Annotated in this window: 21 protein-coding genes; 10 read left to right on the top strand and 11 right to left on the bottom strand. The window is 58.1% G+C overall.

Annotated features, from left to right (window positions below; genetic code table 11):
• Positions 1-57: 57 nt before the first annotated feature.
• Both bioA and GVO84_RS06525 read left to right on the top strand, forming a co-directional pair.
• The gene (gene bioA / locus GVO84_RS06530; RefSeq protein ID WP_423257790.1) at positions 58-1,347 is read left to right on the top strand and encodes an adenosylmethionine--8-amino-7-oxononanoate transaminase; all 1,290 of its coding nucleotides are present in this window, start codon (positions 58-60) and stop codon (positions 1,345-1,347) included.
• A 48-nt stretch (positions 1,348-1,395) separates the two neighbouring features.
• Entirely contained in the window at positions 1,396-1,872 is a 477-nt protein-coding gene (locus tag GVO84_RS06525; protein WP_121425413.1) for a kinase inhibitor, read from the top strand.
• A gap of 389 nt (positions 1,873-2,261) precedes the next feature.
• Here the strand turns inward: GVO84_RS06525 and hutH are convergent, their stop codons facing one another.
• The 5 genes from hutH to hutI form a co-directional block, all read right to left on the bottom strand.
• Positions 2,262-3,782 carry a histidine ammonia-lyase gene (gene hutH, locus GVO84_RS06520; protein ID WP_159513686.1) on the bottom strand — a complete coding sequence of 507 codons (1,521 nt, stop codon included), beginning with the start codon at positions 3,780-3,782 and terminating at the stop codon, positions 2,262-2,264.
• Positions 3,782-5,467: a urocanate hydratase gene (gene hutU / locus GVO84_RS06515; protein ID WP_159513685.1), complete on the bottom strand. Its 1,686-nt coding sequence runs from the start codon at positions 5,465-5,467 to the stop codon at positions 3,782-3,784. Before hutU ends, hutH begins: the two co-directional genes overlap by 1 nt.
• A 126-nt stretch (positions 5,468-5,593) precedes the next feature.
• Positions 5,594-6,328, bottom strand: a complete 735-nt coding sequence (locus GVO84_RS06510; RefSeq protein WP_159513684.1) for a histidine utilization repressor — start codon at positions 6,326-6,328, stop codon at positions 5,594-5,596.
• Positions 6,329-6,347: 19 nt separating this feature from the next.
• On the bottom strand, positions 6,348-7,286 hold the full coding sequence (hutG, locus tag GVO84_RS06505) for a formimidoylglutamase (protein ID WP_159513683.1): 939 nt from the start codon (positions 7,284-7,286) through the stop codon (positions 6,348-6,350).
• Positions 7,283-8,506, bottom strand: a complete 1,224-nt coding sequence (hutI, locus tag GVO84_RS06500) for an imidazolonepropionase (protein WP_159513682.1) — start codon at positions 8,504-8,506, stop codon at positions 7,283-7,285. Before hutI ends, hutG begins: the two co-directional genes overlap by 4 nt.
• A 224-nt stretch (positions 8,507-8,730) precedes the next feature.
• Between hutI and GVO84_RS06495 the strand changes: the two genes are divergently transcribed.
• On the top strand, positions 8,731-10,014 hold the full coding sequence (locus tag GVO84_RS06495) for a putative acyl-CoA thioester hydrolase (RefSeq protein ID WP_159513681.1): 1,284 nt from the start codon (positions 8,731-8,733) through the stop codon (positions 10,012-10,014).
• A gap of 52 nt (positions 10,015-10,066) precedes the next feature.
• On the opposite strand, the gene tisB is transcribed toward GVO84_RS06495, so the two are convergent.
• Both tisB and pgl read right to left on the bottom strand, forming a co-directional pair.
• Positions 10,067-10,156: a type I toxin-antitoxin system toxin TisB gene (gene tisB / locus GVO84_RS06490; protein ID WP_023332440.1), complete on the bottom strand. Its 90-nt coding sequence runs from the start codon at positions 10,154-10,156 to the stop codon at positions 10,067-10,069.
• A 443-nt stretch (positions 10,157-10,599) separates the two neighbouring features.
• Positions 10,600-11,595 (bottom strand): 6-phosphogluconolactonase, encoded by a 996-nt coding sequence (pgl, locus tag GVO84_RS06485; protein ID WP_159513680.1) that lies wholly within the window; start codon positions 11,593-11,595, stop codon positions 10,600-10,602.
• A 140-nt stretch (positions 11,596-11,735) separates the two neighbouring features.
• On the opposite strand from pgl, the gene GVO84_RS06480 reads away from it, so the two are divergent.
• Positions 11,736-12,554: a pyridoxal phosphatase gene (locus GVO84_RS06480; protein ID WP_159513679.1), complete on the top strand. Its 819-nt coding sequence runs from the start codon at positions 11,736-11,738 to the stop codon at positions 12,552-12,554.
• On the opposite strand, the gene modC is transcribed toward GVO84_RS06480, so the two are convergent.
• From modC to GVO84_RS06460, 4 genes are all read right to left on the bottom strand, one after another.
• A complete protein-coding gene (gene modC / locus GVO84_RS06475) occupies positions 12,555-13,613 on the bottom strand; it encodes a molybdenum ABC transporter ATP-binding protein ModC (protein WP_159513678.1) in 1,059 nt (352 codons plus the stop codon).
• A gap of 2 nt (positions 13,614-13,615) precedes the next feature.
• Positions 13,616-14,305 (bottom strand): molybdate ABC transporter permease subunit, encoded by a 690-nt coding sequence (modB, locus tag GVO84_RS06470; RefSeq protein ID WP_032661182.1) that lies wholly within the window; start codon positions 14,303-14,305, stop codon positions 13,616-13,618.
• On the bottom strand, positions 14,305-15,078 hold the full coding sequence (gene modA / locus GVO84_RS06465; protein WP_159513677.1) for a molybdate ABC transporter substrate-binding protein: 774 nt from the start codon (positions 15,076-15,078) through the stop codon (positions 14,305-14,307). Before modA ends, modB begins: the two co-directional genes overlap by 1 nt.
• Positions 15,079-15,256: 178 nt before the next feature.
• A complete protein-coding gene (locus tag GVO84_RS06460; protein ID WP_008501118.1) occupies positions 15,257-15,406 on the bottom strand; it encodes an AcrZ family multidrug efflux pump-associated protein in 150 nt (49 codons plus the stop codon).
• A gap of 127 nt (positions 15,407-15,533) precedes the next feature.
• On the opposite strand from GVO84_RS06460, the gene modE reads away from it, so the two are divergent.
• From modE to galM, 6 genes are all read left to right on the top strand, one after another.
• Complete coding sequence (gene modE, locus GVO84_RS06455; RefSeq protein WP_159513676.1) at positions 15,534-16,322, top strand: molybdenum-dependent transcriptional regulator; 789 nt, start codon at positions 15,534-15,536, stop codon at positions 16,320-16,322.
• A gap of 67 nt (positions 16,323-16,389) precedes the next feature.
• The gene (gene modF / locus GVO84_RS06450; RefSeq protein WP_159513675.1) at positions 16,390-17,862 is read left to right on the top strand and encodes a molybdate ABC transporter ATP-binding protein ModF; all 1,473 of its coding nucleotides are present in this window, start codon (positions 16,390-16,392) and stop codon (positions 17,860-17,862) included.
• A 201-nt stretch (positions 17,863-18,063) separates the two neighbouring features.
• Positions 18,064-19,080, top strand: a complete 1,017-nt coding sequence (gene galE, locus GVO84_RS06445) for a UDP-glucose 4-epimerase GalE (RefSeq protein WP_159513674.1) — start codon at positions 18,064-18,066, stop codon at positions 19,078-19,080.
• A 9-nt stretch (positions 19,081-19,089) separates the two neighbouring features.
• Entirely contained in the window at positions 19,090-20,136 is a 1,047-nt protein-coding gene (galT, locus tag GVO84_RS06440) for a galactose-1-phosphate uridylyltransferase (RefSeq protein ID WP_047648356.1), read from the top strand.
• 3 nt (positions 20,137-20,139) lie between these two features.
• The gene (gene galK / locus GVO84_RS06435; protein WP_121425429.1) at positions 20,140-21,288 is read left to right on the top strand and encodes a galactokinase; all 1,149 of its coding nucleotides are present in this window, start codon (positions 20,140-20,142) and stop codon (positions 21,286-21,288) included.
• Complete coding sequence (galM, locus tag GVO84_RS06430) at positions 21,282-22,325, top strand: galactose-1-epimerase (protein ID WP_159513673.1); 1,044 nt, start codon at positions 21,282-21,284, stop codon at positions 22,323-22,325. Before galK ends, galM begins: the two co-directional genes overlap by 7 nt.
• The last annotated feature ends 186 nt before the right edge of the window (positions 22,326-22,511 follow it).

Raw genomic sequence — 22,511 nt, 5'->3', positions numbered from 1 at the left:
TCGGTTCGGTTTATACTCGTAAACCTAAAACTTTTCAAAATGGTTTACAAGTCGATTATGACCCAGGACGATCTCGCCTTCGACAAGCAGCATATCTGGCACCCTTACACCTCTACCACCCGCCCTCTTCCCGTCTATCCGGTGGCCTCGGCCCACGGCTGCGAGCTGCACCTCGCCAGCGGCGAGCGGCTCGTTGACGGGATGTCCTCCTGGTGGGCGGCCATTCACGGGTACAACCACCCGCGCCTGAATGCGGCGATGAAGGCGCAGATTGACCAGATGTCGCACGTGATGTTTGGCGGGATCACCCATCAGCCCGCGGTGGATTTATGCCGTCGCCTGGTAGCGATGACGCCTGCATCGCTGGAGTGCGTGTTCCTGGCCGATTCCGGCTCCGTGGCGGTGGAAGTGGCGATGAAAATGGCGCTGCAGTACTGGCATGCTAAGGGCGAAACGCGCCAGCGGTTCCTCACCTTCCGCAACGGCTATCACGGGGATACCTTCGGGGCGATGTCGGTGTGCGATCCGGACAACTCCATGCACAGCCTGTGGAAGGGCTACCTGCCGGAAAACCTGTTTGCCCCGGCCCCCCAGAGCCGCTTCGACGGCGAGTGGAACGAGATGGACATGGTCGGTTTCGCGCGGCTGATGGCGGCACACCGCCATGAAATCGCCGCCGTGATCCTGGAGCCGATTGTGCAGGGCGCGGGCGGAATGCGGATGTACCACCCGGAATGGCTGAGGCGTATTCGCAGGATGTGCGACCGCGAAGGCATTCTGCTGATTGCCGATGAGATCGCTACCGGCTTTGGCCGCACCGGCAAGCTGTTTGCCTGCGAACATGCGGGTATCGCCCCGGATATTCTGTGTCTGGGCAAGGCGCTGACCGGCGGCACCATGACGCTCTCCGCCACGCTCACGACCCGTCAGGTTGCCGACACCATCAGCGACGGCGAGGCGGGCTGCTTTATGCACGGTCCGACGTTTATGGGTAATCCGCTGGCCTGCGCCGTTGCAAGCGAAAGCCTCGCCATTCTGGAAGGCGGCGAATGGCAAATCCAGGTGGCGGCGATTGAGGCGCAGCTGAAAGAGGCGCTGAGCGCCGCCTCAGGTGCGAATTTTGTGGCGGACGTTCGCGTGCTGGGCGCCATCGGGGTGATTGAAACCACCCATCCGGTGAATATGGCGGCGCTGCAGCGCTTCTTCGTTGAGCAGGGCGTCTGGGTGCGGCCTTTCGGCAAGCTTATCTACCTGATGCCGCCGTACAGCATTACGCCAGAGCAGCTGCGTAAATTAACCGACGCGGTCGTAACAGCCGTTAACATTCCCGCGCATTTCACGATGTAACCCTATGCATTACACTTGCTGAACGAGCGATCAACGAGGGTAAACCGTATGAAAATCATCAGTAAAGATCTGCGCGACGGTGAAAAGCTGCCGGAACGCCACGTATTCAACGGCATGGGGTATCAGGGAGACAATATCTCCCCGCACCTGGCGTGGGACGAGGTTCCGGCAGGCACCAAAAGCTTTGTCGTGACCTGCTACGACCCGGATGCGCCTACCGGCTCCGGCTGGTGGCACTGGATTGTGGCGAACCTACCAGCCGACACGCGCGTCCTGCCGCAGGGCTCCGGTTCAGACCTGGTTGCCCTGCCTGAAGGCGCCATTCAGACGCGCACCGATTTTGGTAAAGCGGGCTACGGCGGCGCCGCGCCGCCAAAAGGGGAAACCCACCGCTATATCTTCACGGTGCACGCGCTGGACGTGGAGAAGATTGATGTCGATGAAGGGGCGAGCGGCGCGATGGTAGGGTTTAACGTACATTTCCATACGCTTGGGAGCGCGTCGATTACGGCGATGTATTCGTAAAAAAAGCCGGGTGGCGGCTACGCCTTACCCGGCCTACATTTCGCACGCGTAGGCCCGGTAAGCGCAGCGCCACCGGGCAAAAAAATAAGAGCACGGAAGGCAACAACCCCACCAGCCGCCCTTCTTCCAGAAGCTGCATCGCCTGGTGCATAAAAAAGCCGGGTGGCGGCTTCGCCTTACCCGGCCTACATTTCACACGCGTAGGCCCGGTAAGCGCAGCGCCACCGGGCAAAAAAATCAGAGCACGGAAGGCAACAACCCCACCAGCCGCCCTTCTTCCAGAAGCTGCATCGCCTGGTGCATAAAAAAGCCGGGTGGCGGCTTCGCCTTACCCGGCCTACATTTCGCACGCGTAGGCCCGGTAAGCGCAGCTCCACCGGGCAAAAAAATCAGAGCACGGAAGGTAACAACCCTACCAGCCGCCCTTCTTCCAGAAGCTGCATCGCCTTATCAATATCCGGCGCAAAGAAGCGGTCGTCATCGTAGTGCGATACATGCTCGCGCAGCGCATGACGCGCCTGCTCCAGCAGCGGGCTGGATTTTAGCCCTTCTCGCAGATCGATACCCTGGCTTGCCGCCAGCCATTCCACCGCCAGCACGCCGCGGGTGTTGGAGGCCATTTCCCAGAGACGACGCCCGGCAGCCGGTGCCATCGAAACGTGATCTTCCTGGTTCGCTGACGTTGGCAGGCTGTCCACGCTGTGCGGGTGCGACAGGGCTTTGTTCTCGCTCGCCAGCGCCGCCGCGGTGACCTGGGCAATCATAAAGCCCGAGTTGACCCCGCCGTTACGCACCAGGAACGGCGGCAGCTGGGACATATGTTTATCCATCATCAGCGCAATACGGCGCTCGGACAGCGCGCCGACTTCGGCAATCGCCAGGGCGATATTATCCGCCGCCATCGCCACCGGCTCGGCGTGGAAGTTGCCGCCGGAAACCACCTCGTTTTCCTGGGCGAACACCAGCGGGTTATCGGACACCGCGTTGGCCTCCACCAACAGGACCTCTGCCGCCTGGCGCAGCTGCGTCAGGCACGCGCCCATCACCTGCGGCTGGCAGCGCAGGGAATACGGATCCTGCACCTTTTCGCAGTTATGGTGTGAATCGGCAATTTCGCTGGTGTCGGTAAGCACGTGACGGTACATCGCGGCGGCATCAATCTGCCCGCGCTGACCGCGCACCTCGTGGATGCGGGCATCGAACGGGCGACGCGAGCCCAGCACGGCTTCGGTGGTCAGCGCACCGCACACTACCGCCGAGGCAAACAGATCTTCCGCTTCAAACAGGCCGCGCAGCGCGAAAGCGGTCGATGCCTGTGTGCCGTTCAGCAGCGCCAGCCCCTCTTTCGCCGCCAGCGTGATCGGATTTAACCCGGCTTTTTTCAGCGCCTCTTTCGCAGGAAGCCACTCGCCCTGCCAGCGCGCTTTGCCTTCGCCCAGCAGCAGCAGCGACATGTGCGCCAGCGGCGCAAGATCGCCGGAAGCACCAACGGAGCCTTTTGCCGGGATCCACGGATAGACTTCTGCATTCACCAGCGCCATCAGCGCCTGAATCACGCTCAGGCGAATACCGGAAAAGCCGCGCGCCAGGCTGTTGATTTTGAGGACCATCATCAGACGGACAATCTCATCATCCAGCGGCTGACCCACGCCCGCGGCATGCGACAGCACCAGCGAACGCTGTAAGTTTTCCAGATCGTGTGTCGCGATGCGGGTCTGCGCCAGCAGCCCAAAGCCGGTGTTAATCCCGTAGGCGGTGCGCCCTTCGGCAACGATGGCTTCGACGCAGGCGACGCTGTCGTTAATGGCGGCATGGGCACTTGCATCCAGCGAAAGGGTGACCGGTTTACGCCAGACGTTACGCAGCTGTTTGAGCGTCAGCGAGCCGGGAGTGAGTGTTAATGCGTTCATTAATGCTTTCCTTGTGTGGCAGGGATCATCGGCAGGTTAAGGCCCTGCTCTTTGGCACAGTCAATGGCAATTTCGTAACCCGCATCCGCGTGACGCATCACGCCGGTTGCCGGGTCGTTGTGCAGCACGCGAGCGATACGCGCGGCGGCTTCATCGGTTCCGTCGCAGACGATGACCATCCCGGAATGCTGGGAGAAGCCCATCCCCACGCCGCCGCCGTGGTGCAGCGATACCCAGGTCGCGCCGCTGGCGGTATTGAGCAGAGCGTTCAGCAATGGCCAGTCGGAGACCGCATCCGAGCCGTCGCGCATGGCTTCCGTTTCGCGGTTCGGGCTGGCGACGGAGCCGGAGTCCAGGTGGTCGCGGCCAATGACGATCGGCGCGGAGACTTCACCGCTGCGCACCATTTCGTTGAAGGCGAGGCCCAGTTTTTGCCGCCACTCCAGCCCTACCCAGCAGATACGCGCCGGCAGGCCCTGGAAGTTAATGCGCTCGCGGGCCATGTCCAGCCAGTGATGCAGGTGTTCGTCATCGGCGACGATCTCTTTCACTTTGGCATCGGTTTTGTAGATGTCCTCCGGGTCACCGGACAGGGCAACCCAGCGGAACGGGCCGATACCGCGGCAGAACAGCGGGCGGATATAGGCAGGAACGAATCCCGGGAAGTCGAACGCGTTACTTACGCCCATCTCTTTCGCCATCTGGCGGATGTTGTTGCCGTAGTCAAAGGTCGGAATGCCCATCTGGCTAAAGGCCAGCATGGCGGAGACGTGTTCTGCCATAGAGCGTTTTGCGGCAAGCACCGTGCCTTCCGGGTCGGTTTCCGCTTTTTGCTGATATTCTTCCCACGTCCAGCCTTTTGGCAGGTAACCGTGCAGCGGGTCATGGGCGCTGGTCTGGTCGGTGACCAGATCCGGACGCACGCCGCGGGCGACGAGCTGCGGGAGAATGTCCGCCGCGTTGCCGCACAGGGCAATCGACACCGCTTTGCCTTCGGAGGTGTATTTTTTGATACGCGCCAGCGCATCGTCCAGATCGGTTGCCTGTTCATCGACGTAGCGGGTGCGCAGACGGAAATCAATGCGGCTCTGCTGGCACTCAATGTTGAGCGAGCACGCGCCGGCAAGCGTGGCGGCCAGCGGCTGCGCGCCGCCCATGCCGCCAAGACCTGCGGTCAATACCCAGCGGCCTTTCAGCGAGCCGTTATAGTGCTGGCGACCGGCTTCCACGAAGGTCTCGTAGGTGCCCTGCACGATCCCCTGGCTGCCGATGTAGATCCAGCTCCCCGCGGTCATCTGGCCATACATCGCCAGCCCTTTCGCGTCCAGTTCGTTGAAGTGTTCCCACGTGGCCCAGTGCGGCACGAGGTTAGAGTTGGCGATCAGCACGCGCGGTGCGTTTTTGTGCGTTTTGAACACGCCCACCGGCTTGCCGGACTGTACCAGCAGGGTTTCGTCGTGTTCGAGTTCGGTCAGGGATTTTACAATTGCGTCATAGCATTCCCAGTTGCGCGCGGCGCGGCCTATGCCGCCGTAGACCACCAGCTCGTGGGGGTTCTCCGCTACCTCAGGATCGAGGTTGTTCATCAACATGCGCAGCGGGGCTTCGGTGAGCCAGCTTTTGGCGGTGAGTGTGGTGCCGCGCGCGGCGCGGACATCCTGCTGGCGGTATTTACCTGACGACATTGTGTGCTCCTCATACGGGACAGTGATGCATTTAGATATACTTGTATAGACAAGCACACACAAGGTCAGATTTAACAAAAAAGATACAATTTTGTTATATTGCGTTAGCTATCACGCTTTTAAAACTTATGACATAAAGTGGCCCTGCAGCCGGTAGCGGTTACCCGGGAAAAGCAGCCGGGCATGCGACACAATGTGCGATGAGGACCAGGTCCGACGGCGGATCAGCAGGCACGGATCGTGCTCTTTAATACGCAGCCGCTCGCACTCCTGCGGCGTGGCGCGCACGGCTTCCACAATGTGCTCCCCTTCCGTGAGCGGAGCGACGAGCGAGAGATAGGCGTGCGGCGTGGTCTGGGTGTAATCCTGATTCAGATAGTCCGGTATCCGCTCAGCGTTGACGCAGCGATCTTCAATCTGCACCGGAATGTCGTTCTCAAAATGCACCATCACGGAATGGAAGATACGGCTGCCTTCTTTGACATTCAGCTCTACGGCCTGCTCGGCGCTGGCCTGGGTCTCTTCGAGCACCAGCACCTCACAGCGGTGCTGATGATTTCGCGAGGTTATCTCATCGGCAATACTGCGGATTTCAAACAGGGCAGATTGCCCTTTCGGTTCCGCCACAAACGTCCCCACGCCCTGCAGGCGCACCAGAAGCCCTTCGTCGGTCAGTTCGCGCAGCGCCCGGTTGACGGTCATCCGGCTAAAACCAAACTGCGCCACCAGCTCGGCCTCCGAGGGGATGCGATCGTGCGGGCGCCAGACGCCGGTGGCGATTTTTTCGCTGATTGCCTGCTTCACCTTTTCGTAGAAAGGCGCGGGAGGGCTCGACGGCGGCAGAGGTGAGCGTGAAAACATCGTGACTCCTTGAATAGTGTTATGCCCACCAGTGAGCAATTTGCCAGGCCAGACGGGCGGCAAGCTTTGCGCCCTGTCCGTCCCGATCGTACTGCGGGTTAAACTCTACCAGATCGGCGGCCTGTAGCTTACCGCTGCGGCAGATTTGTTCGATAACCGGGAGAAGATCCAGCGCCGGTATGCCTAACGCAGCCGGGGCGGACACGGCAGGCATTTCGCTGGCGGGCAGGACGTCCAGATCGATCGTCAGATAGATACGATCGGCCTGCGTCAGCACCTTTTCCAGCGCGGATAGCGCATCGCGCCTGAAATGGAGATCTTCCACCAGCGTGACGTTAAGGCGTTCGGCCTCATCCCACAGCGCCAGCGTGTTCGCCGCCCGGCTCACGCCAAAGCAGGCGTACTGAAATTCCCGCCCGCGCTCATCGCAGTAATGCGCCAGCTGGCGAAATGGGGTGCCGGATGTGGCATGGTCGGCCTTGCGCAGGTCAAGATGGGCATCAAGGTTGATCACCGCCACGCGCTCGTTCGGGAACGCATCCAGAATGCCCCGACCGTGCGCCCAGGCGGTTTCGTGCCCGCCGCCAAAGACCAGCGTGCGCATCCCGGACCGCTGGCAGATCGTGACGGCATCGCTTAAAGCCTGCTGCGCCGCTTCCAGCTCGTGGCCTTCAACGTACACCGAGCCCATATCCGCCAGCCGGTCGTGCCCCTGATGACTTGCCATATTCGCCAGCGATTTTCGCAGCATATCCGGTGCCTGCACGGCGCCTGGCCTGCCCTGATTGCGTTTAACCCCTTCATCACATTCAAAGCCTATCAGCGCGATGCCGGATGAAAGCGGCGTGAACTGTCCCTGCTGCTTTATCGTCTGGAAAATGCGCGTTGCATTGCTGGCCTCGGCGCTGTCGTCGCGCCCCTGCCAGACCGTTTCGGCTACGGGCCGCCATAACCTCATACTGCCTCCCCACGGAAAATACGTTGATACAGCGGATTGCGTCCCGGCTCGTAGACCATCTCAACCGGATGACGAGCATCCCAGACGATAAAATCAGCGACAAACCCTGCCCGCAGCTGTCCGTGGGTTGCGCCACGGCCCAGCGCCTGCGCGGCATGCCGCGTGACGCCAGCCCAGGCTTCTTCAGGGGTCAGACCAAACTGGACGCAGGCCATGTTCATCGCCAGGTGCAGGCTGGCAAACGGGCTGGTGCCGGGGTTATAGTCAGTCGCGACGGCCATCGGGACACCCTGTTTTCTGAGCCGTTCAACCGGCGGACGCTGGCGCTCCTGAAGAAAATAGAACGCGCCGGGGAGCAGGACGGCAACCGTGCCGCTTTCCGCCATCGCCTGAACGCCTGCGTCGTCGAGATACTCAATATGATCGGCGGAAAGCCCCTTATACTGGCTGACCAGCGCCGCGCCGCCCTGATTAGACAGCTGCTCGACATGCCCTTTCACCGGAATACCGAGCGCGGTGGCAGCCTTAAAGAGGCGCTCGGTTTGCGACGGGGTGAAGCCGACGTTTTCACAAAACACGTCTACTGCTTCATATAACTCTTTCTGCCACAGCGTGGGCAATATCTGCTCGCAGACCAGCGTGAGGTACGCATCGGGATCCTGCCGGTATTCCGTTGGAACCGCATGCGCCGCCAGCAGCGTTGGGCTGATATCGATCGGATTATTGAGGCTCAGCTGGCGCGCGACCTGCAGCATCTTCTCTTCGGCCTCGGGGTTTAGACCGTATCCCGACTTGATTTCAACCGTGGTGACGCCTTCATTCATCAGTCGCTGAAGCCGCTGCTGCGCCAGTTGAAGCAGGGTTTCGGCTGCGCTGCTGCGCGTCGCCGTCACGGTCGCGTTAATCCCGCCCCCCTGGGCGCTAATCGTTTGATAAGAGACGCCGTTCAGACGCTGCTCCCACTCCGCCGCGCGATCGCCGCCAAATACCAGGTGGGTATGGCAGTCAATCAGGCCAGGCGTGACCAGACGCCCCTGGAGATCGACACAGCGAGGGTGTCCGGCAGGAATGTCAGATTCAGGGATCACGGCCAGAAGGGTGTGGCCGCGCACGACCAGGGCATGTTGCTCTTTCAGTCCATAAGGCGCAGATACGTCCGGCGCCATCGTAGCCAGTCGCGCATTTCGCCATATTACATCGTCGGGATGAATCTGCTGCATGGGGCGTTCCACTTGTCTTAGATTGTATAGACATTTATTTTCATCTGTTGTCTGCTGTCAACCGACTTTGCGGAAAATGTTATTTATTTGTGATCACTTACCTGCCGCTCCGGGCTAAAAATGCAACTTTTACCCTTTTTATCTTCCCGTTTCGCTCAACTTAGTATAAAAAAGCAGGCTATTTCGTCTATCCCGTAAAGACTTGCATACCCAGGAGCTTCACCTTGAACATTTCCAGGATTTCCCGTCTGGCGTTAGCACTCGCCTTTGGCGTGACCTTATCCGCATGCAGTTCAACTCCACCGGATCAGCGACCTTCTGAGCAGGCTGCGCCCGGTACCGCCTCCCGCCCGATTTTGTCCGCTGATGAAGCGAAGAACTTCGACCGTGCGCACTACTTCTCAGCGATGGATCCTAACGCTGCGCCGTGGACCCCGTCGTCTATTAACCTGCCTAAACAGCCTGACTTCGTGGTTGGCCCGGCAGGTGCGCAGGGCGTAACGCACACCTCTATTCAGGCTGCGGTTGATGCTGCCATCACTAAACACAGCGCGTCTCGACAGTATATCGCGATCCTGCCGGGTGAATATGAAGGCACCGTATATGTTCCGGCGGCTCCAGGCAGCGTTACGCTTTACGGTCTGGGCGAAAAAGCGATCGACGTAAAAATTGGCCTGGCGATTGATTCCGAAATCGACAGCAACACCTGGCGTCACCTGGTGAACCCGGCCGGTAAATATATGCCGGGTAAACCGGCGTGGTACATGTTTGATAACTGCCAGAGCAAGCGTTCCGCCACCATTGGCGTGATGTGCTCAGCGGTGTTCTGGTCTCAGAATAACGGTCTGCAGCTGCAGAACCTGACCATTCAGAATACCCTGGGCGACAGCGTTGATGCCGGTAACCACCAGGCCGTTGCGCTGCGTAGCGATGGCGACCAGGTGCAGATTAACAACGTCAACATTCTGGGCCGACAGAACACCTTCTTCGTGACCAACAGCGGCGTGCAGAACACCCTGCAGAATAACCGCCTGACCCGTACGCTGGTGACCAACAGCTACGTTGAAGGTGACGTGGATCTGGTGTCCGGGCGCGGTGCGGTGGTGTTTGATAACACCGATTTCCGCGTGGTGAATTCACGTACTCAGCAGGAAGGCTACGTGTTTGCTCCGGCAACCCAGTCTAACCTCTTCTACGGCTTCCTGGCCGTGAACAGCCGCTTTAACGCTGCCGGTGACGGCGTGGCGCAGCTGGGACGCTCCCTGGACGTGGACTCTGCCACTAACGGCCAGGTCGTGATCCGCGACAGCGTGATCAACGAAGGCTTCAACATGGCGAAGCCGTGGGCTGATGCCGCGATCTCCAAACGTCCGTTCTCCGGCAATACCGGTGCGGTGGATGATAAAGGAAACGTGCAGCGCAACCTGAACGACGCTAACTTCAACCGCATGTGGGAATACAATAACCGCGGTCTGGGTAGCAAAGTGGTTGCTGAGCCGAAGCAGTAAGATGAGAGTAAAAGGGGGATGTTAATCCCCCTTTTTACTGCGACTGGATACGTCAGGCACCAAACTTAAGATACGCATCCAATAGTTGCATAATCGCAACCATGAGTTGCAGGAACAGAATTGCCCATTCCACACCGCTCATACGCCACTCCTTTGGTATAGAGCACTTCTCCTCTGATTTACCTTTCCGCTGCCTGTCACCAGAGGTGTGTTGGTTATGTTTTGATGTGCTCCGCAGTTTAGGCACCGTCGGCACCACCCGACAGCCAGGACTTAAAAAGGATCCTGAATTGCGGAACTGCAACACATCAAACCAACGGACAGAATAATATCAGACCATTACTGTACATAAAAACAGTTAAAGGGAGTTTAGGAATTTATAAAGAGAACATAAATAACTCACTGATTATATTAAATATTGATATCTACCATCGTCTCATAATCTCTTTTCTTCGTTGACGATGAATTTACATCACCTTAAGCCAATATTATGATGGACGTGTTGGTTACGTTTTGATGTGCACACCCGGCTACCACCGGGCATAAAAAAACCTCGCATTCGCGAGGTTTTTTGTTTTTAGCCGCTTAGTGAGCGTTTACCACGACCCACATTGGCCCCTGGCCGACGGCGTAACGTCCTTTCTCTTCCAGCAGCCCCTGCTCACCTTTAATTTCATACAGCGCGATGTGGTGGGATTTCTGCCCCGCCGCAATCAGGTATTTACCGCTGTGATCGATATTAAAGCCGCGCGGCTGGGTTTCCGTTGACTGGAAGCCTTCAATGGCCAGCACGCTGCCGTCCTCGGAGACGCTAAACACGGTAATCAGGCTGGAGGTACGGTCACAGGCGTACAGATGGCGGCCATTTGGCGTAATGTGGATATCCGCCGCCCAGCGGGTGTCGGAGAAGTCAGACGGCATCATATCCAGCGTCTGCACGCACTCAATCTGGCCGTTAGGATCTTTCAGCTCCCAGACGTCCACAGAGCTGTTCAGTTCATTGACCACGTAGGCGTACTGCTGGTTCGGATGGAAGACCATATGGCGCGGACCCGCGCCTTCAACGGTAGTCACTTCGGCAGGATGCTGCGCCACCAGGTGACCATCGTCGCTCAGGGTGAACAGGCAGATACGATCCTGCTTCAGCGCAGGCACCCACAGCGTGCGGTTATCCGGCGTGATATTCGCCGAGTGGCAGCCTTCAAGCCCTTCCACCACATCCACGGTTTCGACCGGAATGCCATTTTCCAGACGCGTTACGCTGACGCAGCCCGCGTTATAAGAGCCGCTGAAGACAAAGTTGCCTTTACGATCGGTAGAGATATGGGTTGGGCTGCCCGGCAGTGGTGCTTCGGCAGTGTACGTCAGCGCGCCATCGTCCGGAGAAATGCGATAGGCCAGCACGCGAAACTCCGGGCGCACACCCACGTACAAGAAACGTTTATCCGGGCTGATGACCATCGGCTGCACCTGGCCTGGCACGTCAACAACCTGAACCAGCGTGAGTGTCCCTTCGGTATTTAAACGCCAGACGTGGATCTGCTGGCTTTCAGGACTGGCGGTATAAACGGTTTGTTTCATGAATATTCACTCCTCACTGCGCATGAAAGTAATTAACTTTTGACGGTGAATGCTGAATTGTCGACAGGAATTTTGAAGCGTTCGCCTCTCGGTGTACCATCCCATCAAAACGTAAATTCAATATTAACCCGGGAAAACAGATGACCTCGCGTGTGATTGCTCTGGATTTAGACGGTACCTTACTGACGCCGCAAAAAACCCTTCTCCCCTCCTCCCTTGAGGCGCTTAAACGCGCGCAGGAAGTGGGATATCAACTCCTTATCGTAACGGGTCGACATCACGTTGCCATTCACCCTTTTTATCAGGCACTGGCGTTAGATACACCTGCAATTTGTTGTAATGGCACTTATTTGTATGATTATCAGGCAAAAAAGGTTTTAGCCTCCGACCCGCTGCCGGTTCCCCAGGCGCTGCAGCTGATTGATCTGCTGGATGAGCATGCCGTTCACGGCCTGATGTACGTGGATAACGCGATGGTGTACGAGCGCCCTACAGGCCATGTGGTGCGCACCAGCAACTGGGCGTTGTCCCTGCCTGAAGCGCAGCGTCCGGTCTTTACCCAGGTTTCCTCCCTGCGTCAGGCTGCCCAGGACGTTGAGGCTATCTGGAAATTCGCCCTGACGGATGAAGACACCGCTAAACTGAATACCTTCGCAAAACACGTGGAGCAGACGCTGGGTCTGGAGTGCGAATGGTCCTGGCATGACCAGGTGGATATTGCCCGTAAAGGCAACAGCAAAGGCAAGCGTCTGACGCAGTTTGTGGAATCAAAAGGCTGGTCGATGCAGGATGTTGTCGCCTTTGGTGATAACTACAACGACATCAGCATGCTGGAAGCCGCCGGTACCGGCGTGGCAATGGGCAATGCCGACGATGCGGTCAAAGCCCGCGCCAACGTGGTGATTGGCGACAACACCACCGACAGCATCGCGCAGTACATTTATACCCACCTGCTGTAATCAGGCGGTAATCGAGACGCTCTTAATTTGCGCGTAAAGCCACAGGCCGGGTTTGATCCCTAACTCATCCCTGGCCCACGGGCTGATGCGCGCCCAGAGCATCCTGCTGCCCACTTCAAGCTTCACTTCCACCTGCCCGTTATCATCAAAACATTCCGCGACTTTGGCGCGCAGAATATTTCGAATACTGGTTTGCAGCGGCGGCTGCAGCACCAGCGAGACGTCCGACGCCTGGATGCGAATTCTCAGCGCGGACTGTAACGGTTTGTCGATCTTATTGACCCAAAGATGCTGGTCACCCAGCGCCAGGGCGGTCATCGCGTAGTGTGGATGGTGTTCAAGAACGCTCACTTTCAGGATGCTGCTCTGCTGCTCCCTGGGTAACCACGGGTGCATTACGCTGCTGCCCCATACCTCTTCCAGGTTGCCAAACGCCTTAACGCTGCCCTCTTCCAGCACCAGCACCTTGTCGGCCAGATGGAGGATTTCGTCCAGCGAATGGCTGACGTAGAGCATCGGAATATTAATTTCGCGCGTCAGGCGCTGTAGATAAGGCAGAAGCTCGCGTTTACGCGGAATATCGAGCGAGGCCAGCGGTTCGTCGAGCAGCAGCAGTTCGGGTGCGGTCAGCAACGCGCGGCCAATGGCCACACGCTGTTTTTCTCCACCGGAGAGCGAGGAGGGTAGTCTGTCGAGCAGAGGTTCAATGCCTAACAGCGTCACCAGCTTATCAAACTGCCCGGCCATGCTTTTCGCCATGCCGTAACGCAGGTTGCCGCGCACGCTGTAGTGCGGGAACAGGCGCGCGTCCTGGAAAACATAGCCGATGCGGCGCTTGTCCGGCGAGAGGTAAACCTTATTCTCCACGTCATTCAGGACGCGGTCATTCAGGACAATACGGCCAGACTGCGGGCGGGTCAGGCCGCTGATGGCATTAATCAGCGACGTTTTTCCCGCTCCCGACACGCCAAAGATGGCGGTGATTCCGCTTGCCGGCAGCGTTTCGTTAAGCGTCAGGGTATGGTTTCCCAGCGTCTGGGTAAAATGGAGTTCCAGCATGCTTATTTCCCCATCCGCTCGCGGCTGATCCGCGCCAGCCATTCAGACACCATCAGCGATGCCAGCGCCAGCACAATTGAAATAATACACAGCCGCGCCGCCGCGCCTTCACCGCCCGGCGTTTGAATCAGGGTGTACATTGCCGACGGAATGGTTCGCGTCTCGCCGGGGATGTTCGACACAAACGTGATCGTCGCGCCAAACTCGCCCAGCGAGCGGGCGAAGGCCAGCACCGTACCAACAATAATGCCGGGTAGCGTCAGGGGTAGCGTGATGGTGAAAAAGACGCGCCAGCGCCCTGCGCCCAGCGTGCGGGCCGCCTGTTCGAGCTTCATGTCCACGCCTTCCAGCGCGAGGCGTATCGCCCTCACCATCAGCGGGAATGACATCACCGCCGCCGCCAGTACCGCACCGCGCCAGCTAAACGCAAACGTCAGCCCAAACCAGTCGTAAAGCTTCTCGCCGATAAAACCGCGTCGCCCCATCGAAATCAGCAGCAGATAACCGACCACTACTGGCGGCAAAACGAGCGGCAGATGAAGCACGCTGTCGAGCAGCGTTTTGCCGGGAAACTGGCAGCGAACCAGTAGCCAGGCAAAGAAGATCCCAAAGGGCAAACTCAGCGCAACCGCCAGGGAAGAGACTTTAAGGCTCAGCAGAACAGCCTGCCATTCAGGATCGGTCAATATCATCAGTGAGTCGTAAATCCATAACGTTTAAAGATTGTGGACGCCTCCGGGCCCTTCAGGTAATCGCGGAAGGCCGTCACGGTCGCATTTTTATGTCCATCAACAATCGCAACAGGATATTCCACTTTCTTGTGGGAATCTTCCGGGAACGTTGCGACCACTTTTACCCCTTTACTGGCAACGGCATCTGAGCCATACACAATGCCCAGCGGGGCTTCGTTGCGCTCAACCAGCGCCAGCGCGCCGCGTACATCTTCCGCCGGGGCCAGCTTCGGTGACAATGTCTCCCATGCGCCCAGCTTTTGCAGCGCTTCTTTGGCATAAATACCGGCCGGAACGTGCTCCGGATCGCCCACCGCCAGACGGCCGCCGTTCAGCAGGCTCGTCCAGTTGGTCTGTTTGTTGATGGTGATGTCCGCCTGCGCGCTGGCTTTGGGCGCCACGACAACCAGGCTATTCCCCAGCAGCGTTTCGCGGGTTGTCGCATCAATCGACTTCTTCTCCGCCGCGTAATCCATCCACTTCTGATCGGCAGAGATGAACAGATCCGCCGGTGCGCCCGCTTCTATCTGGCGCGCCAGCGTCGAGGAAGAGGCAAAAGAGGAGACCACCTCGACGTTTTTCTCTTTTTTATACGCCGCCGCGATATCCTGCAGCGCGTTGGTCAGCGACGCCGCCGCAAAGACCGTGATTTTACCCTCGTCCGCCAGCGCGTGTCCGGTAAGTGAAAGCGTCAGCGTTGCCCCTGCGAAAAGGCGTACCCATGAACGTGCCATCTGTAACTCCTGTGAGTAGCGTTATATACATATTAATATAACGGTAACGTCAGGGAGATCCCAGCGTTTAATCGTACCGCTGAAGGGGTAAATCGGTGTAATACGTTAAATATTATCGGCGAAAACGGGAAAATCTTGAGAGCAAAACGCCCGGGCTAGCCGGGCGTTTTGTGGGGAATCAATGCTGCTTTTTAGCCTGGTCTCTGTGACCAATGTTCGAAAAGACGTTGAACACTTCACCCAGGCCGTAGATGGCACCGAGGATGATGGCCATCACTACTGGTACCATGATCACGGCGAATACCAGACTTTTCAACAACTCTAACATGGTTTTCTCCAGATATTGTGAACAGCTTATTCTACCCTTTCAAGTGAGAAAAACATCCCCTTTTGTGCGGTACCCTTTGCGCCTTGCCCCATTTAGGCCACAATACTCTTTTTGCCAGGACACTGTTATGCAGGCCGAAATTCTTCTCACTCTACGACTTCAGCAAAAGCTTTTCGCCGATCCGCGACGTATCGCCCTGCTTAAACAAATAGAACAAACGGGCTCGATTAGCCAGGGGGCGAAAAACGCGGGCATCAGCTACAAAAGTGCCTGGGACGCCATTAACGAAATGAACACCCTGAGCGAACAGCCGCTGGTGGACAGAGCCACGGGCGGCAAAGGCGGCGGCGGTGCGATCGTGACGCGCTATGGCCAGCGTCTTATTCAGCTTTACGATCTGCTGGCCCAGATCCAGCAAAAAGCGTTTGACGCGTTGAGCGACGACGATAACGTTCCGCTGGACAGCTTGCTGGCCGCCATTTCCCGCTTCTCGTTACAAACCAGCGCCCGCAACCAGTGGTTTGGAACGGTGACGGCGCGCGACAATCTCCAGGTACAGCAGCATATTGAGATCCTGCTTGCCGACGGCACCACCCGTCTGAAAGCCGCAATCACGGCGCAGAGCGCAGAGCGCCTTGAGCTGGATGAAGGTAAAGAGGTGCTGGTGCTGCTGAAAGCACCGTGGGTCAATATCACGCGCGATCCCGACACCGCAAAGGCAGCCGATAACCAGCTACAGGGCGCAATTAGCCATATCGAACGCGGCCAGGCGCAGTGCGAAGTGCTGATGACCCTGGCTGACGGGCAACAGCTTTGCGCGACGATACCGCTTAGCGAAGCGGACGGTTTAGAAGAAGGTACTGTCGTTACCGCCTGGTTCAACGCAGACCGGGTGATTATCGCCACATTGTGCTGAGCGCATTGACAATCGCGCCGACAGTGCGTATCCCTGATATCTGTTGCTGCAAAAACAGGGATAAATCATGTCATCATTGCATATTTCGCAAGGCACGTTTCGTCTTAGCGATACCCGAACGCTGACGATTGCTGATTTGACGATACGCGCGGGTGAAAGCTGGGCGTTTGTCGGCACTAACGGCAGCGGTAAATCCGCGCTGGCCCGCGCGCTGGCTGGCGAGCTTCCCCTCCTCAAGGGCGAATGCCAGGGCGACTTTACGCGCCTGACGCGCCTGTCATTTGAACAACTGCAAAAGCTGGTGAGCGACGAGTGGCAGCGCAACAACACCGATTTACTCAGCCCTGGCGAAGAAGATACCGGCCGTACGACGGCGGAAATTATTCAGGATGAGGTGAAAGATCCCGCCCGCTGTCAGCGCCTGGCAGAACGGTTCGGCATCACCGCCCTGCTGAACCGGCGCTTTAAATACCTTTCTACCGGCGAGACGCGGAAAACGCTGCTCTGCCAGGCGCTGATGAGCGAGCCCGAGCTGCTTATCCTCGACGAACCGTTTGACGGCCTTGACGTGCAGTCCCGTGCGCAGCTGGCGGCCCTGCTGGAATCGCTTAATCAGCAGGGATATACCCTGGTGCTGGTGCTTAACCGCTTCGATGAAATTCCGGATTTTATCCAGCATGCAGGCGTACTGGCTGACTGTAACCTGACCGAGACCGGTGAAAAGACAGCGCTGCTTAAGCAGGCGCTCATCGCCCAGCTCGCGCACAGTGAACAACTCGACGGTATTACCCTTCCGGAACCTGACGCCCCTGCGGCCCGCCACGCGCTTGATCCCCACCAGCCGCGCATCGTGCTGCGGGATGGGATGGTCTCTTATGACGATCGCCCGATCCTCAACCGTCTTAGCTGGACGGTCAATCCTGGCGAGCACTGGCAGATTGTCGGCCCTAACGGCGCGGGAAAATCCACGCTGCTGAGCCTGGTAACCGGCGATCACCCGCAGGGCTATAGCAACGATCTGACGCTGTTCGGTCGGCGTCGCGGCAGCGGCGAAACCATCTGGGATATTAAAAAACATATCGGCTACGTCAGCAGCAGCCTGCATCTGGATTACCGGGTCAGTACCACGGTACGCAACGTGATCCTTTCCGGCTATTTTGATTCCATCGGGATTTATCAGGCGGTGTCGGACAAACAGCACAAGCTGGCCCAGCAGTGGCTGGATATCCTGGGCATGGACACCCGGATCGCTGACGCGCCGTTTCATAGCCTGTCATGGGGGCAGCAGCGTCTGGCCCTGATCGTTCGCGCGCTGGTGAAACACCCTACGCTTCTGATCCTCGACGAACCGCTGCAGGGACTCGATCCGCTGAATCGACAGCTTATCCGCCGCTTTGTGGACGTGCTGATTAGCGAAGGTGAAACGCAGCTGCTGTTCGTTTCACACCATGCCGAAGATGCCCCCTCCTGCATCACGCATCGCCTGGAGTTTGTTCCGGACGGTGAGCACTATCGTTATCTGCAAAGCAAAATCGATTAACCCCCGGAGGGTACTGCCCTCCGTTTTTCAGATAACCTGCACTAAGCCATCGCTATCCCTTTGATCTACAATGCCCTAAAGCGGCTGAAAATCGGATTTTAAAAACAGTGTAAACGATTCCACTATTTTATCCCATGTCACACTTTTCGCGTCTCTGTTATGCTATGGTTATTACATACCATAAGCCCAATGGAGCGAAATATGCGAGTTCTGGTAACAGGTGGTAGCGGTTACATAGGTAGTCATACCTGCGTGCAACTGCTGCAAAACGGTCACGACGTCATCATTCTCGACAACCTGTGCAACAGTAAGCGCAGCGTGCTGCCTGTGATTGAACGTCTTGGCGGTAAACAACCCACTTTCGTGGAAGGCGACATCCGCAACGAAGCGCTGATGACCGAGATCCTTCACGACCACGCCATCGAAGCGGTGATCCACTTTGCGGGTCTGAAAGCGGTCGGTGAATCCGTTGCGAAACCGCTCGAGTATTACGACAACAACGTCAACGGTACCCTGCGTCTCATCTCCGCCATGCGTGCGGCCAACGTCAAAAACTTCATCTTTAGCTCCTCCGCCACCGTTTACGGCGATCAGCCCAAAATTCCTTATGTGGAAAGCTTCCCGACCGGTACACCGCAAAGCCCGTACGGCAAAAGCAAGCTGATGGTGGAGCAGATCCTGACCGACCTGCAAAAAGCGCAGCCGGAGTGGAGCATCGCGCTGCTGCGCTACTTCAACCCGGTCGGCGCGCATCCTTCTGGAGACATGGGTGAAGATCCGCAGGGCATCCCGAACAACCTGATGCCGTATATTGCGCAGGTTGCCGTGGGCCGCCGCGACTCGCTGGCAATTTTTGGCAATGACTACCCTACCGAAGACGGCACCGGCGTGCGCGACTACATCCACGTCATGGATCTGGCCGACGGCCACGTTGCCGCGATGCAGCAGCTGGCCAACAAGTCGGGCGTGCATATTTACAACCTCGGCGCCGGAGTCGGCAGCAGCGTGCTGGACGTGGTTAACGCCTTCAGCAAAGCCTGCGGTAAGCCGGTGAGCTACCACTTCGCCCCGCGTCGTGATGGTGACCTGCCTGCTTACTGGGCCGATGCCACCAAAGCCGACAAAGAGCTTAACTGGCGTGTGACGCGCACGCTTGATGAAATGGCACAGGATACCTGGCACTGGCAGTCACGCCACCCGCAAGGCTATCCGGACTAAGGATCCTTCATGACGCAATTTAATCCCGTCGATCATCCGCATCGTCGTTTTAACCCGTTAAGCGGGCAATGGATTTTAGTTTCTCCGCATCGCGCCAAGCGCCCCTGGCAGGGGGCGCAGGAGACGCCTGCAAAACAGACGCTGCCACAGCACGACCCGGACTGCTTCCTCTGTCCGGGCAACACGCGCGTCACCGGGGATAAAAACCCGGACTACAAAGGCACCTTCGTCTTCACCAACGATTTTGCCGCTCTGATGACCGACACCCCGGACGCGCCGGAAAGCCACGATCCGCTGATGCGCTGCGAAAGCGCGCGCGGAACCAGCCGCGTGATCTGCTTCTCGCCCGATCACAGCAAAACGCTGCCGGAGCTGAGCGTGGACGCGCTGAAAGAGGTCGTCAGCACCTGGCAGGCGCAAACCGCAGAGCTGGGGCAGAGCTATCCGTGGGTGCAGGTGTTCGAAAACAAAGGTGCGGCGATGGGCTGCTCTAACCCGCACCCGCACGGCCAGGTCTGGGCGAACAGCTTCCTGCCTAACGAAGCCGAGCGTGAAGACCGTCTGCAGAAAGCGTATTACGCGGAAAACGGTTCGCCGATGCTGGTGGATTACACCCAGCGCGAGCTGGCCGACGGCAGCCGCACCGTGGTGGAAACCGAACACTGGCTGGCCGTCGTCCCTTACTGGGCCGCCTGGCCGTTTGAAACGCTGCTGCTGCCGAAAGCACACGTGCAGCGCATCACCGATCTCAGCGACGCGCAGCGCGACGACCTTGCCCTGGCGCTGAAAAAGCTGACCAGCCGTTACGACAACCTGTTCCAGTGCTCCTTCCCGTACTCCATGGGCTGGCACGGCGCCCCGTTTAACGGCGAAGAGAATCAACACTGGCAGCTGCACGCCCATTTCTATCCGCCGCTGCTGCGCTCTGCAACGGTGCGTAAATTTATGGTGGGCTATGAAATGCTGGCGGAAACCCAGCGTGACCTGACGGCGGAACAGGCGGCAGAACGTCTGCGTGCCGTTAGCGACGTCCACTATCGCGAATCAGGAGTCTAAAAAATGAGTCTGAAAGATAAAACACAATCCCTGTTTGCTGAGAAATTTGGCTACCCTGCCACCCACGTTATCCAGGCACCTGGCCGCGTTAACCTGATCGGTGAACACACCGACTATAACGACGGTTTCGTTCTGCCGTGCGCCATTGATTACCAGACCGTCATCAGCTGTGCGAAGCGCGACGACCGTAAAGTCCGCGTGATTGCGGCGGATTACGATAATGAGGCGGACGAGTTTTCCCTTGATGCCCCAATTGTTACACACGACAGCCAGCAGTGGTCTAACTACGTGCGCGGCGTGGTGAAACACCTTCAGAAGCGTAACAAGAACTTTGGCGGTGCAGATTTAGTCATCAGCGGCAACGTGCCGCAGGGTGCGGGCTTAAGCTCCTCTGCGTCTCTGGAAGTCGCCGTGGGAACCGTGTTTCAGCAGCTTTATCATCTGCCGCTGGACGGCGCGCAAATCGCCCTGAACGGTCAGGAAGCAGAAAACCAGTTCGTGGGCTGTAACTGCGGCATTATGGACCAGCTGATATCCGCACTGGGCAAAAAAGAGCATGCCCTGTTAATTGATTGCCGCTCGCTCGGTACCAAAGCCGTTCCCCTGCCGAAAGGCGCGGCCGTGGTGATTATCAACAGCAACTTTAAGCGCACGCTGGTGGGCAGCGAATACAACACCCGCCGCCAACAGTGCGAAACCGGCGCCCGCTTCTTCCAGCAGCCTGCCCTGCGCGACGTAACGCTCAATGAATTTAACAAAGTGGCGCACGAGCTGGATCCGGTCGTCGCCAAACGCGTTCGTCACGTGCTGACGGAAAATGCCCGTACCGTTGAAGCCGCGTCCGCGCTGGCGAAAGGCGATCTGAAACGTATGGGTGAGCTGATGGCGGAATCTCACGCCTCCATGCGCGATGATTTTGAAATCACCGTTCCGCAGATCGACACCCTGGTGGACATCGTCAAAGCCACCATCGGCGACAAAGGCGGCGTGCGCATGACGGGCGGCGGCTTTGGCGGCTGTATCGTTGCGCTGGTGCCTGAAGAACTGGTCCCTGCCGTACAGGAGGCCGTGGCGAAGCAGTACGAAGCGAAAACGGGTATCAAAGAAACCTTCTATGTTTGCAAAGCATCACAAGGAGCCGGACAGTGCTAAACGAAACACCTACCCTTGCACCGGATGGTCTGCCGTATCGCCTGTTAACCCTGCGCAACAGCGCGGGGATGGTCGTTACGGTGATGGACTGGGGGGCAACCCTGCTTTCTGCCCGCGTACCGATGCCGGACGGCAGCGTGCGAGAGACCCTGCTCGGCTGCGCCTCGCCTGAGCAGTACATCAATCAGTCCGCCTATCTGGGCGCGTCCGTTGGGCGCTATGCTAACCGCATCGCGAAGAGCCGTTTTGAGCTCGACGGCGTGCAGTACACCCTGCTTCCAAGCCAGGGTGAGAACCAGCTGCACGGCGGACCGGACGGGTTTGATAAACGCCGCTGGAAGATTGTTCGTCAAAACGACGGCGAAGTGCTGTTCTCGCTGGATTCGCCTGATGGCGATCAGGGCTTCCCGGGGAACCTTACCGCGTCCGCGCGCTTTACGCTGACCGACGACAACCGTATCGCCATTGAATACCGTGCGACGGTCGATAAGCCGTGTCCGGTCAACCTGACCAATCACGCGTATTTCAACCTGGACGGTAACCAGTGCGACGTTCGCAACCACAAGCTTAAGATCCTGGCGGATGCGTATCTGCCGGTTGACGAGATGGGCATTCCGCATCAGGGCCTCAAAGACGTGAGCGGCACCAGCTTTGACTTCCGCAGCGCGAAATCCATCGCCCAGGATTTCCTGAGCGATGACGATCAGCGTAAGGTAAAAGGCTACGATCACGCTTTCCTGCTGCAGGCCAAAGGCGATGTGAAACAACCTGCCGCGCAGGTCTGGTCTGCGGATGAGAAGCTGCAGATGACGGTTTATACCACCGCCCCTGCTCTGCAGTTTTACTCAGGCAACTACCTCGGCGGCACGACGGCGCGCGAACACGATGAGTACAGCGACTGGCAAGGCCTGGCGCTGGAGAGCGAGTTCCTGCCGGACAGCCCGAACCATCCGGAATGGCCACAGCCGGACTGCGTGCTGCGCCCGGGTGAAGAGTACGTGAGCGTTACCGAGTATCATTTCATTCCGCGCGCTTAATGCCCGGCGGCGCTACGCTTGCACGGGCCTACGGGTAGGCCGGATAAGCGAAGCGCCATCCGGCAAAAAACGCCAGCCCTCACAACGAGGGCTTTTTTCTGCGCGTCTTGCTGAAAATAGCGCCGATCGCAGACAAAATCATAACCCTGGATTCACAAGCATCTTACACTCAGAGACTATTTTCGC

It is taken from the genome of Enterobacter sp. SM3 (assembly GCF_009811935.2).
In the GTDB taxonomy this organism is placed as follows: domain Bacteria; phylum Pseudomonadota; class Gammaproteobacteria; order Enterobacterales; family Enterobacteriaceae; genus Enterobacter; species Enterobacter asburiae_D.
The sequence above is the reverse complement of the archived record's forward strand: the minus strand, read 5'-3'. Positions and strand labels throughout refer to the sequence as shown.